The 13,567-nt window shown below is 41.5% G+C and carries 16 protein-coding genes; 10 read left to right on the top strand and 6 right to left on the bottom strand.

Going from position 1 to position 13,567, the window contains the following annotated elements:
* Window positions 1–23: 23 nt before the first annotated feature.
* The gene (locus AAGU76_RS03310; protein ID WP_342484013.1) at window positions 24–263 is read right to left on the bottom strand and encodes a hypothetical protein; all 240 of its coding nucleotides are present in this window, start codon (window positions 261–263) and stop codon (window positions 24–26) included.
* Between the two features lie 172 nt (window positions 264–435).
* Here AAGU76_RS03310 and mltG point away from each other — a divergent pair, with 172 nt between their 5' ends.
* The 3 genes from mltG to AAGU76_RS03295 are packed head-to-tail and all read left to right on the top strand — an operon-like array spanning window position 436 to window position 3,339.
* Window positions 436–1,455, top strand: coding sequence for an endolytic transglycosylase MltG (mltG, locus tag AAGU76_RS03305; RefSeq protein ID WP_342484012.1), 1,020 nt, complete (start codon window positions 436–438; stop codon window positions 1,453–1,455).
* A 9-nt stretch (window positions 1,456–1,464) separates the two neighbouring features.
* Window positions 1,465–2,109 (top strand): O-methyltransferase, encoded by a 645-nt coding sequence (locus AAGU76_RS03300; protein WP_342484011.1) that lies wholly within the window; start codon window positions 1,465–1,467, stop codon window positions 2,107–2,109.
* Window positions 2,110–2,118: 9 nt separating this feature from the next.
* Entirely contained in the window at window positions 2,119–3,339 is a 1,221-nt protein-coding gene (locus AAGU76_RS03295; RefSeq protein ID WP_342484010.1) for a U32 family peptidase, read from the top strand.
* 86 nt (window positions 3,340–3,425) lie between these two features.
* On the opposite strand, the gene AAGU76_RS03290 is transcribed toward AAGU76_RS03295, so the two are convergent.
* From AAGU76_RS03290 to AAGU76_RS03280, 3 genes are read right to left on the bottom strand one after another with little or no spacing between them, the layout of a single operon-like run.
* Window positions 3,426–3,848 carry a DUF6762 family protein gene (locus AAGU76_RS03290; RefSeq protein ID WP_342484009.1) on the bottom strand — a complete coding sequence of 141 codons (423 nt, stop codon included), beginning with the start codon at window positions 3,846–3,848 and terminating at the stop codon, window positions 3,426–3,428.
* Window positions 3,849–3,876: 28 nt separating this feature from the next.
* A complete protein-coding gene (locus tag AAGU76_RS03285) occupies window positions 3,877–4,188 on the bottom strand; it encodes a YbjQ family protein (RefSeq protein ID WP_342484008.1) in 312 nt (103 codons plus the stop codon).
* Window positions 4,169–4,396 carry a hypothetical protein gene (locus AAGU76_RS03280; RefSeq protein WP_342484007.1) on the bottom strand — a complete coding sequence of 76 codons (228 nt, stop codon included), beginning with the start codon at window positions 4,394–4,396 and terminating at the stop codon, window positions 4,169–4,171. The genes AAGU76_RS03285 and AAGU76_RS03280 overlap by 20 nt, the downstream gene beginning before the upstream one ends.
* 337 nt (window positions 4,397–4,733) lie before the next feature.
* Here AAGU76_RS03280 and AAGU76_RS03275 point away from each other — a divergent pair, with 337 nt between their 5' ends.
* The 5 genes from AAGU76_RS03275 to AAGU76_RS03255 all read left to right on the top strand — a co-directional run bounded on the left by AAGU76_RS03275 (window position 4,734) and on the right by AAGU76_RS03255 (window position 10,308).
* The gene (locus tag AAGU76_RS03275) at window positions 4,734–6,050 is read left to right on the top strand and encodes a dicarboxylate/amino acid:cation symporter (protein ID WP_342484006.1); all 1,317 of its coding nucleotides are present in this window, start codon (window positions 4,734–4,736) and stop codon (window positions 6,048–6,050) included.
* A 121-nt stretch (window positions 6,051–6,171) separates the two neighbouring features.
* Window positions 6,172–6,978 (top strand): lysophospholipase, encoded by an 807-nt coding sequence (locus tag AAGU76_RS03270; protein WP_342484005.1) that lies wholly within the window; start codon window positions 6,172–6,174, stop codon window positions 6,976–6,978.
* A 77-nt stretch (window positions 6,979–7,055) separates the two neighbouring features.
* The gene (locus AAGU76_RS03265) at window positions 7,056–7,607 is read left to right on the top strand and encodes an NUDIX hydrolase (RefSeq protein ID WP_342484004.1); all 552 of its coding nucleotides are present in this window, start codon (window positions 7,056–7,058) and stop codon (window positions 7,605–7,607) included.
* Window positions 7,608–7,668: 61 nt separating this feature from the next.
* Window positions 7,669–7,908, top strand: coding sequence for a CDGSH iron-sulfur domain-containing protein (locus AAGU76_RS03260; protein WP_342484003.1), 240 nt, complete (start codon window positions 7,669–7,671; stop codon window positions 7,906–7,908).
* Window positions 7,909–8,310: 402 nt separating this feature from the next.
* Window positions 8,311–10,308 (top strand): fructose-1,6-bisphosphatase, encoded by a 1,998-nt coding sequence (locus tag AAGU76_RS03255; protein ID WP_342484002.1) that lies wholly within the window; start codon window positions 8,311–8,313, stop codon window positions 10,306–10,308.
* A gap of 41 nt (window positions 10,309–10,349) precedes the next feature.
* On the opposite strand, the gene sigK is transcribed toward AAGU76_RS03255, so the two are convergent.
* Window positions 10,350–11,051, bottom strand: coding sequence for an RNA polymerase sporulation sigma factor SigK (gene sigK / locus AAGU76_RS03250; protein ID WP_342484001.1), 702 nt, complete (start codon window positions 11,049–11,051; stop codon window positions 10,350–10,352).
* Between the two features lie 199 nt (window positions 11,052–11,250).
* Complete coding sequence (locus AAGU76_RS03245) at window positions 11,251–11,970, bottom strand: hypothetical protein (RefSeq protein WP_342484000.1); 720 nt, start codon at window positions 11,968–11,970, stop codon at window positions 11,251–11,253.
* Between the two features lie 141 nt (window positions 11,971–12,111).
* Between AAGU76_RS03245 and AAGU76_RS03240 the strand changes: the two genes are divergently transcribed.
* Together AAGU76_RS03240 and AAGU76_RS03235 are read left to right on the top strand one after the other, a co-directional pair.
* A complete protein-coding gene (locus tag AAGU76_RS03240; RefSeq protein WP_342483999.1) occupies window positions 12,112–12,957 on the top strand; it encodes a histidinol-phosphatase in 846 nt (281 codons plus the stop codon).
* Between the two features lie 205 nt (window positions 12,958–13,162).
* On the top strand, window positions 13,163–13,561 hold the full coding sequence (locus tag AAGU76_RS03235; RefSeq protein WP_342483998.1) for a PTS sugar transporter subunit IIA: 399 nt from the start codon (window positions 13,163–13,165) through the stop codon (window positions 13,559–13,561).
* The last annotated feature ends 6 nt before the right edge of the window (window positions 13,562–13,567 follow it).

Here is a 13,567-nt window from a genome sequence, read left to right as displayed (position 1 = left end):
TTCACCGGCTGCTTACATGCTTATTACTTTTTGATAATGTGGAAGTCAACACCCCAAATAGGTCCGAATTGGGATGGTTTGTTATTAACAATCTTCTTGTTTTCCATTTTTGTATTCTCTTTTTTGGAAAGAATACTTAAGTTTGGATTCAGCTTACCGTCTAAGTCACTGGATAAACCTCTGTTTCCACCCATCTTTAATCTTAATACGCTTAAGTTATCAATCTTCGTATTGGGAGCGTCGCCCAAGTTCAATCTGTCCAAAAGAACCAGCCCTCTCTTCGAAGTAACAAGCATTATTATGATTGCCGAAGACAAAAAAAATATTCACCGAAAGTCAAAAATATGATTTTTATTGTAATTGGGAATGAAAGGTTGTATAATTTAATGGATTTCAAAAAAATAGAAACTATATGTTTACATATACGGAGGACTTATGAGAAAAATAATTGCTGTGCTTTTGGTGGCAATCATTGCTGCAAGTGCTTTCATGCTGATGGACAACTACATGGAAGAAAACCTTGAAGCTGTAGATATGAACGATACAGCCGAAATTGCGGTTGAAATTCCTTCTGGAAGCACAACAAGCGACATAGCGGAAATATTGAAGGAAAACAATCTGATAAAAAATATTCGGGTTTTCAAGTATCACACGGAAAAAACAGGAGCAGACTCAAGGCTGAAGGCAGGAACCTACATGCTTTCAAGGAGCATGGATGCTGATGAACTGCTGCAGGCTTTAATAAGCGGAGGTGATTCCGGGAATACTTTAAACATAACTGTCATTGAAGGCCTTACGCTGGAAGAAGCTGCCAAGTCTATTTCTGAACAGACTGGTCTTGGCTACGAAAGCCTTTCTGCAATGATGAAGGATGCAAACTACTTCAGGGATGATTATGAGTTTCTCAAGGATAATCCTGAAATAGAAAACCTTCAGGGATTTTTGATGCCTGACACTTACAACGTGTACAAAAATTCAAGCGAAGAAGACATCATAAGAGTGCTTCTGTCGCAGTTTGACGATTACTATACTGCTGAAATAAAGCCAAAGCTTGAAAATGCCAAGCTTGACTTTACAGATACCATGATTCTTGCAAGCATTGTAGAAAAGGAAGCGCTTCTTGACGAGGAGAGGGATGAGGTTGCAGCTGTGTTTTTAAACCGCCTTGACATCAACATGAAGCTTCAATCCTGCGCAACCGTCAATTACGCACAGGGAGAATGGAAGGAAAGACTGACGTACGACGACATAGCAATTGACTCTCCCTACAACACATATGTGGTTTACGGACTTCCGCCCGCAGCCATCAATTCACCAGGCAGAGTTTCGATCAATGCTGTACTTGAGCCTGCGGATGCGGACTATTTGTTCTTCGTAGCAAAGGGAGACGGCTCCCATTATTTTTCAAAGACCTACGATGAACACATAAAGGCAGCAAATGAGTATTTACAATAAGGATGAAAAATGGACAATATAAACAGAGAATATATAGACACATATATACAAAGCCTCATTAAGTATGAGGATGAAAAACTTGAAAAATTCAGACAGGATTGTCTGGAGAGAAATCTTCCCATAATCCACAAGGAAGTCGGTCAGTTCATAAAGCTGGTCATAAACCGTCTGGAGGCCAGAAGCATCATTGAGGTTGGCACCAACGTGGGTTATTCCTCCATATTCATGGTGAACGCCATGAAACCGGGAGGAAGAGTAGTGACGCTGGAACGAAGCGAAAAATTTTACGACGAAGCTCTTAAAAACATCAAAAGCTTCGGACTTGAAGAACAAATACAGGTTCATCTGGGAGATGCTGTGGAGAATCTTGACAACATTGCAGGTACCTTTGACATGGCTTTCATCGACGCAGCCAAAAGTTACTACAGGACATTCTTTGACAAGTGCTGCAGGATGATGAAACCCGGAGGAATGATTCTTTCCGACAACGTGCTTTATCAGGGCATGATAGCAACAGACGACCTGGTTGTGAGAAGAAAAAAAACTCTTGTGAGAAACATGAGAAACTATCTTGAATACATCTCAAATGACGACAGGTTCATTACATCGGTTCTTCCCCTGGGGGACGGACTGGCAGTCACATTAATCAAATAAGGAGAATATATGTTACCAAAATTGTTAGCACCTGCGGGAAATTTAGATAAGCTCATCATGGCTGTTGAGTACGGGGCAGACGAAGTGTACTTCGCCGGAAAGACTATGGGTATGAGGGCAGCAGGCAAGAATTTCAGCAGCAGGGAATTGGAAGAAGGAATAGAGTATTGCCACAAGCATGGCAAAAAATCAAACATAACAGTGAATATAGCACCACACAACGATGATCTGGATGGTCTTGAAGATTATCTGAGGTATCTTTCCAAGATAGGAGCTGATGCCCTCATAGTTGCAGATCCGGGAGTTGTGGATCTTGTGAAGCAAACCATACCAGACATGAGAATTCACCTTAGCACCCAGGCCAATACAACCAACTACCATTCGGCAAATTTTTGGTATAAGCAGGGCGTAAGCCGAATAGTTCTTGCCAGGGAGCTTACATTTGAAGAAATAGAAGCAATAGTGAAGAATTCTCCAAAGGACCTTGAATTTGAATCCTTTGTCCACGGAGCCATGTGCATTTCATACTCCGGAAGGTGCCTTCTGTCAAGCTTCATGACGGGAAGATACTCAAACAAAGGAGACTGCGCACAGGCATGCAGGTGGAAGTACAACCTGGTGGAGGAAAAGCGTCCGGGTGAGTACTACCCCATAGAAGAGAATGAAGAAGGAACGTTCATCATGAACTCCAAGGACATGTGCATGGTGGAACACCTTCAGAAGTTTAAGGAGTTAGGCATTACAGCTCTTAAAATCGAAGGCCGAAACAAAAGCGAGTACTACACTGCGGTTGCGGTACGTTCATACAGAAATGCCCTTGACGAGCTTGAAAAGCCTGAAAGTGAAAGAAATACACGCTACTGGAAGGAAGAAGTTGAAAAGACTTCTCACAGGGATTTCTCTTACGGCTTTTTCCTGGGCAACCCGTACAAGGACGGACAGATATACAATTCAAGCAGCTACATCAGAACTTACGATGTGGTTGGAATTATAAGATCCTATGACAAAGAAACAAAAATAGCCACGGTTGAGCAAAGAAACAAGTTCAGTGAGGGTGATCTGCTGGAAGGCTTCGGACCCAAAGGAAGACACTTTGAAGTTGTGGCCAGGGATTTAAGAGACGCACAGGGCAACAAGATAGATTCAGCTCCCCACGCTCAGATGACAGTGAAGATATACATGGACCACGAAGTGGAGCCAAACTACATTCTGAGAAAGAAAGTAGAATAATAAAAAAAATCTTGAGATATGCCGGTAACAATGACCGGACTGAAAAGTAATTTAAAGGGCAACAGATATACTGCTGCCCTTTACAACTATTCTTCCGTTTCCTCCGTGTAATCATCGGGATTTATTAACGGTATTATCCGTTCTGTTTCTTCCACATGAATATTTAGTATTTCATTTAGCAATTCTTCTATTTGTTTATGGTTTTCCGAATACTGAATTTTCAAGATCCATTTTGGGTTGAAGTCTCCGGATAATTCTTCAATTTCAACTATTCTTTCAGAAAAAACATCATGGTCGTACAAATCGAAAAGTCCGGAATATTTCCAATCTTCCTCTATTTCATGAGTTGTAAGCGTCAGGTATATATAGTATCCGTCACCTTCCTGCACCGCATAGATTTTATCTATATACTCCATGTGATTGGGAATTTCATATGATCCGACAGTGCTGTCGAAAAAACCTGTTTGAGAATCCTTCAGCATGAGTACCAGGTTATTGTAATTGTCCATTTTACCTCCGTTGTAAATTGAAATTTATCTACTTGAATTTTACAGCTGTTCCGTAGGCCATCACTTCAGCCGCTCCGGCCATTACTGATGCTGAGGCATATCGGATGTTCACAACAGCATCGGCTCCCATTGCTTCTGCTTCCTCGACCATTCGTTTTGTTGCCAGGGCACGGGCGTTGTTCATCATTTCATTGTAAGCCTTAAGCTCTCCGCCTATGATAGTTTTCAATCCTTGAGTAATATCACTTCCGATATTTTTGCTCTGTATGGTGCTTCCTTTTACAAGCCCTAACATTTCAAATTCCTTGCCTGTTATATAATCAGTATTTACCAAGATCATCTTCTTCACCACTCCTTATTTCCTTTATTCTTTCCACTAAAACAAAAATACTTGCACCAATCAGTCCCAGAGGAACAATTGAACCGATAATTTTCCATATGGCCGGTATGGGTTCATAAAGCCATGCAATACAGAATACAGCCAGGTAGATAAAAAGCAGAATTGTTATAACAATTGGCGCTACCAGCTTTTTGTCAGAACTTTTCATAGGAATTCTCCTCTCTTATACAAATTATATCATGATGTTCTCAATATTCAATACAAATATGATGCATCATTAAAATTTCAACGGCATTTTTAAAATTCTCCCTAAAGAAACGTGGTTAAAATTTACAAATTAATTTAGTTGACAAATGACATATCATGCTATATCATACTAAACATATAGGAAAAGTAATTTAAGGAGGAGTACCATGATTGAAATAGGGTCGCAGATGTTTATGAAAAGTTTCGGTGCTGCAGGGAGAATATGTTGTTGTTGCAGGTAGCAGTTAGTTTTTTACAATGTAAACAAATTATCACAACAACATAAAAGGAGAATAAAAATGAATTTGAATATAGATATCACTTTGTACGCGGCGCTTGGATCTGCCGCACTGTTAATTGGATTTCTTGCATGGATGGCAAAAAAGGACATTGATTTCGGCATAAGAACATTGACGGCCCTGGGTTTTGGTTTGGTACTTGGCGTTTTGTTCAGGGGTAAGCTGGATTTGGTACAGCCCATCGGTAAAATATATGTGAGCCTTATATCGGCATTTGTTATACCACTGTTGTTCTTCAGCGTAATATCAAGCATATCAGCTCTTGACAACATTCAAAGATTAAGGAGTATCGGAGTCAAAAGTGTATTGTGGCTGACAGGAAATACCGCCATTTCTTCAGGATTGACGGTCGTTACGGCTCTGGCGTTCTTTATTGGAAAAGGTGCTGAAGTAAATCTTCCAACGGATTACGTTGCAAAGGAAGTTCCTCCGTTCACTCAGGTTATCATTGATCTGTTTCCAAAGAACATTTTTGCACAGGCATCAAACAACGCAATAGTACCTATAATATTGTTCTCGGTGATCCTGGGAGTGGCTCTGGTTGCCCTGTCCTCTGAAAATGAAAAGGAAGCGAAGCCGTTCAAGGACTTTATAGATTCCGGCTCTAAAGTAATCTACAAGGTCATTTCATACGTCATAGAGCTTACGCCATACGCTGTTTTGACCCTGGTTGCCAGCGCTGTTTCAAACAACGGACCTGAAAAGCTCATGCCGCTTTTATCAGTGCTTCTTGTTGCATATGCTCTTTGCTTTGTACAGACATTCCTGGTAAACGGAATACTCATTGCAGCATTTGGAAAACTTAATCCGTTTAAGTTCTTCAGGCACATATGGCCTGCCCAGGTTGTTGCCTTCACATCGCAGAGCAGTATCGGAACAATACCTGTAACAGTGAAGTCGCTTAAAAATTCCGGAGTGTCCGAAAGCATTGCATCGTTTGTGGCACCTTTGGGAGCAAACATGGGAATGCCGGGCTGCGCAGGAATCTGGCCTACGCTTCTGGCAGTGTTCGCCATAAACGCACTGGGAATTGAATATTCGGTTACACAGTACATCATACTGATTCTGCTGACAACAGTTGTAAGCATTGGAACCGTCGGAGTGCCCGGCACTTCAACAATAACTACAACAGCCATATTTGCAGCCGCAGGCCTGCCCATAGAAATAATAGTTCTTATGACACCCATAAGCTCAATAGTTGACATGGCCCGTACCGCTACAAACGTGACTGCAGCGGCCACAAGCTCTCTGCTGGTTGCAAAAAGTGAAAAGGAACTTGACGTTGAGAAATACAACGGAAAGGTTCTTCAGTCTTAAGAGATGGAATAGCACCATAAGGTGCTATTTTTTTGCATTAATTAACCTTCCGGCTTGATTGACATTTACTGACAATTGAAGTACAATTATTGGAAACGATAACAATGTATTGGGAGGAATCATGAATAACGAATTTTTTGTTTCATCCTTTGACGGTACAGGACTGTACGCCAAAAAAGATTTCCCGGACGAGCCTAAGGCATTGGTGGTTATAGTCCACGGACTTTGCGAGCATCAGGGAAGATACGATTATCTTACTCAAAAACTGACGGATAACGGCTATGGAGTTTACAGATTTGACCACAGGGGGCATGGAAGGTCGGAAGGAAAAAAAGTTTTCTATGGTGATTTCAACGAGCTTATTGATGATGTCAATTTCATAACAGAACTTGCCAGGATGGAAAATCCTTCACTTCCGCTGTTTGTGCTTGGCCACAGCATGGGAGGATTTGCAGCTGCATTGTTTGGGGTCAAGTATCCGGGCAAGGCTGCCGGCATAGTCACATCGGGGGCTCTCACAAGAAACAACATAGGACTTGCATCCGACATGCCCGCTGATCTGCCTGTGGATACGTATTTTCCAAACGAGCTTGGAGGAGGGGTTTGCTCTGATCCTGCAGTGGTAAAAGCTTATGGCGATGACCCCTATGTGGAAAAACAAATTTCGGCAGGACTTTTTTACGAGGTTTTAAAAGGAGTTTTGTGGCTTAAGGAAAATTCACAAAAGTTTGAATATCCTGTGCTGCTTCTGCACGGCTGCAACGATGGTCTTGTTAGTGAGAAAGATTCAAGGGACTTCTTCGGAGACATTTCTTCAAAGGACAAGAGTCTTAAAATTTATCCCAAGCTGTTCCATGAAATATACAACGAGCCTGTGAAGGATGAAGTCATAGCCGATACGATAAACTGGCTTGACAAAAGAATTTAGATCAAGTTTTTTCCCGGCGTAAGCCGGGTTTTTGGTTATAGTAAAATAGATTATCATACTTTAGAAAGCTGGATATTATGAACTGGATTGAAGCTATAACAAATTACGTACCCTGCTGCCGGCAGGAAGAAAGCGATAAGGAAGTAATTCTTAAATTTTTGGATAAGTTTGACGACGTGCTCACGAGGGACAACAAATTGGCTCACATGACAAGCTCTGCATTTGTGGTGAATAAAAAAAGGGACAAGGTTCTCATGATCCATCACAACATTTATAATACATGGTCATGGACGGGAGGCCATGCTGACGGGGAGGAAAATCTTCTTAAGACTTCCTTGAAGGAGCTGAATGAGGAAACAGGAATAAAAAGCTTCAGGATTCTGAATGAAAACATGGTTTCATTGGACATTCTGCCTGTTTTCGGCCACATGAAAAATGGTGAATTCATTTCGCCGCATCTTCATTTCAATGCAGCTTACCTGGTGGAGGCTGACGAAACTGAACAGCTCATATCAAAACCTGATGAAAACAGCGGAGCCATGTGGATAGATGTTGATGAAATTGGCATGCGTTCAAATGAGGAACACATGAAGAAGATATATTGTAAAATCCTGTCTAAAATCAAGTAAAGAATAAATCATTGATACCTGAGCATAATACCTGTAAATACATTATGTAAAGGAGCAATAGATGGAAAAGCCAGAATCACCTTTGAAACAGCCTGTTGCTGTGCAGCTTAAGCAAGGAGAGAGTTACTATTACTGCACCTGCGGCATAAGCGGCACTCAGCCTTTCTGTGACGGTTCGCACCAGGGAACTTCCTTCGAGCCAATGAAGTTTACAGCCACCATAGACGGAACTTCACACCTGTGCGGCTGCAAGCACACAAAAAATCCGCCTTACTGCGACGGATCACACGATAACCTCTAAAGCTTCGGCAGAAGCTTTTTTGTATGCCCTAACCCCATTTATGCGAGCGACAGCGAGCTGATAAATCGGTGAACGAAACTGCGCCTCCTTTCAGCCCTAACCCCATTTGTGCGAGCGACAGCGAAGTACAAATGGCGGTAGGTCAACCGCAATGATTATGATTTACCCAATTTCTTAGACCGTTAGGGAGAAAGAAATTGCAGGTAATTCAAACATTATGAGTTCCAAATTTGTATGAACGAAAGTGAATAAACAAATTTGTGAACGAAACTGTGGTTCAGAATAGGTTATGATTCCTGCCTTTGAAACAGTATACAATAAATGGAAATGAATCAAAGATATGTTGGATTAATGGTTTCAATATGCTATAATTTATGTATAACCATAAAAGGAGCTGAGAAAATGACTTATTCTAATGATGATGCTATACATGGATTTGACAAGGAGCTCAGATATTTAGACCTTTTGTCAAAGCAGTTTCCTACCATAGCTTCAGCATGCACTGAGATAATAAACCTGCAGGCTATACTTAACCTGCCAAAAGGAACAGAACATTTCCTTTCTGACATCCACGGAGAATGCGAATCCTTCAGCCACGTTCTTAAAAACGGTTCAGGCAACATCAAAAGAAAAATCACGGAAGTATATGGAGACACCTTAAGCGAGAAGGAAATCAAAAGTCTTGCTACTTTAATTTATTATCCGGAACAGAAGTTGGAAATAATTCATAAGCAAGAAGAAAACATAGAGGAATGGTACAGGATTACCATCTACAGGCTTATTGAAATAAGCAGAAAAGCTGCCTTCAAGTATTCACGCATGAAGGTAAGAAAAGCTCTTCCCGAAGAATTTGCATACATAATCGAAGAACTCATGCACAGAGGACCTGAGGAATTTGACAAGGAAGAATACTACAGCGAAATCATAAAGACCATTATCAAAATAGGAAGAGCCGATGAATTCATAATAGCCATGTCAAAGCTGGTACAAAGACTGGTCATAGACAGACTTCACATTGTGGGAGACATTTTTGACAGAGGGCCCGGTGCCGATGTTGTCATGGACATTATCACAAATTACCATTCCGTCGACATTCAGTGGGGCAACCACGACGTATTGTGGATGGGAGCGGCAGCAGGAAGCGAAGCATGTATAGCTACTGTTTTGAGAATCTGCGCCAGATATGTAAATCTTGATACAATCGAGGACGGTTACGGAATAAACATGCTTCCTCTGGCTACCTTCGCCCTGGAATATTACGGAGATGATGAGTGTGCGTCGTTCAAGCCAATTGTTGAAAGCGATAAGATTTACACAGATAACGATCTGAGGCTCATTGCAAAAATGCACAAGGCCATTTCAATAATTCAGTTCAAGCTTGAAGGGGAAATAATAAAAAGGCGTCCTCACTTCAACATGGAAGACAGACTTCTTCTGAACATGATAGACTATCGTGAGGGTACTATCAAACTTAACAACAAGACGTATACCCTTAACGATAAAAGCTTCCCCACGGTAAATCCTGACAACCCTTATGAACTCATACCTGCCGAAATGGAGCTGGTGGAAAGGCTTAAGTCTTCCTTCCTCAACAGTGAGAAGCTTCAGAAACACGTTAGGTTTTTGTTTTCAAACGGCAGCATGTACCTGAGATTCAACTCCAACCTCCTTTACCACGGCTGCATACCCGTCAATGAGGACGGAAGCTTCAAGAAGGTCAAAATAGGCTCCTCAGGCAGGGAATACAGCGGCAAGGAATATTTCGACAGGCTTGAGATACTTGTGCGCGAAGGATATTTCCATGTGAACGACCCTGAGGCCAAGCTCTATGGCATGGACATAACATGGTATCTTTGGACCGGACCTGATTCACCTTTGTTCGGCAAAGACAAGATGACAACCTTTGAAAGGTACTTCATTGACGACAAGGAATCCCACGTTGAAAATAAAAGTCCGTACTTCAAGCTGGAAGATAGTGAGAAGATGTGCAGAATAATTTTTGAGGAGTTCGGTCTGAATCCGGAAGCGTCCCACATAATAAACGGGCACATGCCGGTTAAGCTTAAGAGCGGAGAAAGCCCCATAAGAGCTAACGGAAAGCTCCTTGTAATAGACGGAGGTTTTTCCAGGGCATATCAGAAGACTACTGGCATTGCAGGATACACGCTGATTTACAACTCTTACGGACTCATACTTGTTTCGCATGATCCCTTTGAATCCGCCCAGGTTGCCATTGAGCAGGAGAAGGATATTCACTCCACAACCATGGTGCTTGAAAAAGAAGTGGAAAGGAAGAGGGTCAAGGACACTGACGACGGCGAAAGCATAAAGAACCAGATTAAGGATTTGGAATTACTCCTGGATGCATACCGCATAGGAGTAATAAAGGAACACAGATAATACAAAAAGGCAATGTAAATTGCCTTTTAAAATTTTTTGATCTAATTTCCAACGTTTGAAACCAGTGCGTCGTACAGCTTCTTCAAGGCTTTCTTTTCTATTCTTGATACATAGGACCTTGATATTCCCAGAAGCTTGGCAATTTCTCTCTGAGTTTTGTGTTCATTGTTCCGTATGCCGTACCGCATTTCTATTATGCACTTTTCCCTTTTTTGAAGCGTCTTATCCAGTATCTCATCCAGTGCCTTTATTTTTTCTTCCTTGTCAAGCCTTCCCACTATTTCTTCGCCTTCGTACTTGATTATGTCTATGAGGTATATGTTGTTTCCTTCCTTATCGGTTCCCAAAGGTCCCTGAAGGGAGATTTCCTTCTTCAGCTTCTTGTCGCTTCTTATGGTCATCAAGACTTCGTTGTCTATGCACTTGGCTGCATATGTGGCAAGCCTTATTCCTTTGCTGTTGTCAAATGTGGATACCGCTTTGATTAATCCTATGGTCCCTATAGATATCAAATCTTCCTGGTCTATGCCAACTGTCTTGTATTTTTTTATAACATGGGCAACAAGCCTAAGATTTCTTTCTATAAGGGTGTTTCGTGCTTCTTTGTCTCCTTCTTTTGATTTTTGTATGAGCTCGGATTCCTCCTCTTTGCTAAGTGGCTGCGGAAACGAACTTCCGTTGGTTATGTAACCGAAGATGAAAACAGATAATGGAAATATCAGCTGCAATACATTTTCTATCAAAAAAAACACCCCCAGAGTTATACATTATATGCAGCCTGAAGAGAAAAACTGTATGTACACTTTATTTTATTTTTGGAAATATTTTATTTTTCGGGCAATATATAAAAAATGATAAAAAACGACCGGATGTGACTAAAATCTGGTCGACATAAATAATAAATATGTAATATTCAAGCATGGCTTGAATATTACATAAAAACTATCTCATGGAACGGCTGTTTCCGGTGTGGTTGTTGTGGCTGTTTGTGCCTCCTCCCGGCGCTGCGGGAGAGGATGAACCCGGTGTGGGTGTGGTTGTTCTTGGCATCTGCGGTGTGGTACCCGGGGTAGGCATTGTAGTTCTTGGCATCTGAGGAGTGGTCATTCCCGGCATTTGCGGCTGTGTCATATTATCATGCTCCATCATCTCTTCCATGTGCTTCTGCATATACTCCATGCAGTTCATGTTTCGTGCCAGTTCCATAAGCTGTTCGCATGTCATTTCCATGGGGATGGTTCCGGTTCCGGGAGTAAGGATTCCCGGATAGCGGTTGCCGTCTGGAGGCATGCCGGGCATTGCAGGAAGGCCTCCTGGTCCTCTCATTTCCGGCATAGGCATTGTGCTTCGTGGAAGTGCCGGCATGTCGCCGTCGGGAAGATCATCCATCTGGCTGTCTGGTATAAACGGTGTGCCAGGCATCATATTAGGCATGCCGGGCATGGATGGCATGTTTGGTATGGTTGGTATTGATGCTGGTTGCATGCCGCTTGCCATAAAAGGCGTGGATGGCATGTAATTTTGCATGTACATACTGCTTCCGTACGGAGGCATTCCGGGAAGGCAATCTCCGGACAGGCCCTGAGCATAGCCCATGTGTTCGTAGCCGTATGGCATAGAATTATAGTGGGGCGTGTCATTTCTATAGTTTGAATAACTCATATATATCCTCCAATATCAAATAATTTCTTACAATTAATATACGTCGGAAAAAAGGATTAGTGAATCAAAACTGAAAATTGTTTCTTTACTATTTGGTTAACTTCAATTAAAATATAGATACTGACAATAGGAGGAACTACGATGCACCTGAGCAACCTGCACACCCATACTGCATACTGCGACGGCAAGTACGGCGCAGAGGATATGATACTGGCGGCAGTGAACAGCAACTTCCAGTCCATAGGAATATCAACACACGGACCAACGCCTTTTTTCTCGGACTGGAACATACAGGCTGGACATGTAAACAAATACATAGAAGAAGTAACTTATCTGAAGGAAAAATATAAAAGTTCAATCGAGGTGTTTCTGGGTATGGAGCTTGATTACATACCTGGAATCGGATTTGATGAATTGTCGCTGTCTCTGATTGATAAACTTGACTACTACATAGGCTCCGTTCATTACCTGGGGTATTTCAAGAACGGCGTAATGTGGACCGTAGATTACAACCTTGACGAGCTGACGAGAGGAATTAATGAATGCTTTAAAGGCGATGCCAGAATGGCTGTTGAAACGTACTACAATGTCATATCAGAAATGGCTTTTAAACATCAGCCGCCCATAATCGGACATCTGGATCTGTTCAAGAAAAATAACAAGGAAAATGCCCTGTTTGACGAGAGGGAGGAATGGTACGTAAGGGCTGTGGACAGCTGCCTTGATGTAATAAAAAACACATGCTCATCCATTGAAGTTAACACCGGAGGAATAGCCAGAGGGTACACAACTGAACAGTATCCTTCAACATTCATTTTGAAGATGATAAGGGAAAAGAATATTCCAATTGTTATAAATTCCGACGCCCACAAGGTTGATGGAATTGACTGTAAGTTTGATGAAATGTACAGCCTGGTCAGAAGTCTTGGTTTTGAAAAGCTGAACTATCTTACAAAAGACGGCTGGACCACGCAAAATTTAAACTAGGAGATTGTTAAACCCGTCAAACATATGATATAATAAAAACAAAAGTTGAAACAAAGACTAACGTCTTTGTCTCGATGTTTTTTATTGTATCGTTGTGAAGCAAGCCGATTTGCGATGTATTATGATATAATAAAAACTAGTACTCTTATTGAATTCGATATCCACACATATGTATAAAAGAATAGCAACAGAAGGAGATGAAATAATGATAAATATTTTACTTGTAACACACGGTGATTTTGGCAAGGAATTATTGAAAAGCTCTGAACTTATAATAGGCAAGGTTGAAGGTGCACAGAGCATATCATTTCATCAGGGGGAAAGCTTCGATGAGCTGTTGAGGCAGGTTGAGGAAAAGATAGATGAGCTTTCCGGGGAAGATTTGATTGTTTTTACAGACATGTACGGGGGTAGCCCATACAATGCGGTAACAAGAACAATGAAAAACAGAAATTTCTATCACATTACAGGAATCAATTTTCCGCTGTTCATTGACATTGCTGTTAGCAGAGATTGCTATACAATGGAGGAAGTGGCAGAAAAAATAATCAAGAACGGCAAAAAAAGCATAGTGTTTGTTAACGAGCAGTTCTTGGCAGAATAACGGAGG

It is taken from the genome of Sedimentibacter sp. (assembly GCF_038562225.1).
GTDB lineage: Bacteria > Bacillota > Clostridia > Tissierellales > Sedimentibacteraceae > Sedimentibacter.
The sequence above is the reverse complement of the archived record's forward strand: the minus strand, read 5'-3'. Positions and strand labels throughout refer to the sequence as shown.

Excerpts from the sequence above, each read along its gene's own strand:
- mltG (WP_342484012.1), top strand. The coding sequence starts at position 436 with ATGAGAAAAATAATTGCTGTGCTTTTGGTGGCAATCATTGCTGCAAGT.
- AAGU76_RS03300 (WP_342484011.1), top strand. The coding sequence starts at position 1,465 with ATGGACAATATAAACAGAGAATATATAGACACATATATACAAAGCCTC.
- AAGU76_RS03295 (WP_342484010.1), top strand. The coding sequence starts at position 2,119 with ATGTTACCAAAATTGTTAGCACCTGCGGGAAATTTAGATAAGCTCATC.
- AAGU76_RS03290 (WP_342484009.1), bottom strand. The coding sequence starts at position 3,848 with ATGGACAATTACAATAACCTGGTACTCATGCTGAAGGATTCTCAAACA.
- AAGU76_RS03285 (WP_342484008.1), bottom strand. The coding sequence starts at position 4,188 with ATGATCTTGGTAAATACTGATTATATAACAGGCAAGGAATTTGAAATG.
- AAGU76_RS03280 (WP_342484007.1), bottom strand. The coding sequence starts at position 4,396 with ATGAAAAGTTCTGACAAAAAGCTGGTAGCGCCAATTGTTATAACAATT.
- AAGU76_RS03275 (WP_342484006.1), top strand. The coding sequence starts at position 4,734 with ATGAATTTGAATATAGATATCACTTTGTACGCGGCGCTTGGATCTGCC.
- AAGU76_RS03270 (WP_342484005.1), top strand. The coding sequence starts at position 6,172 with ATGAATAACGAATTTTTTGTTTCATCCTTTGACGGTACAGGACTGTAC.
- AAGU76_RS03265 (WP_342484004.1), top strand. The coding sequence starts at position 7,056 with ATGAACTGGATTGAAGCTATAACAAATTACGTACCCTGCTGCCGGCAG.
- AAGU76_RS03260 (WP_342484003.1), top strand. The coding sequence starts at position 7,669 with ATGGAAAAGCCAGAATCACCTTTGAAACAGCCTGTTGCTGTGCAGCTT.
- AAGU76_RS03255 (WP_342484002.1), top strand. The coding sequence starts at position 8,311 with ATGACTTATTCTAATGATGATGCTATACATGGATTTGACAAGGAGCTC.
- AAGU76_RS03245 (WP_342484000.1), bottom strand. The coding sequence starts at position 11,970 with ATGAGTTATTCAAACTATAGAAATGACACGCCCCACTATAATTCTATG.
- AAGU76_RS03240 (WP_342483999.1), top strand. The coding sequence starts at position 12,112 with ATGCACCTGAGCAACCTGCACACCCATACTGCATACTGCGACGGCAAG.
- AAGU76_RS03235 (WP_342483998.1), top strand. The coding sequence starts at position 13,163 with ATGATAAATATTTTACTTGTAACACACGGTGATTTTGGCAAGGAATTA.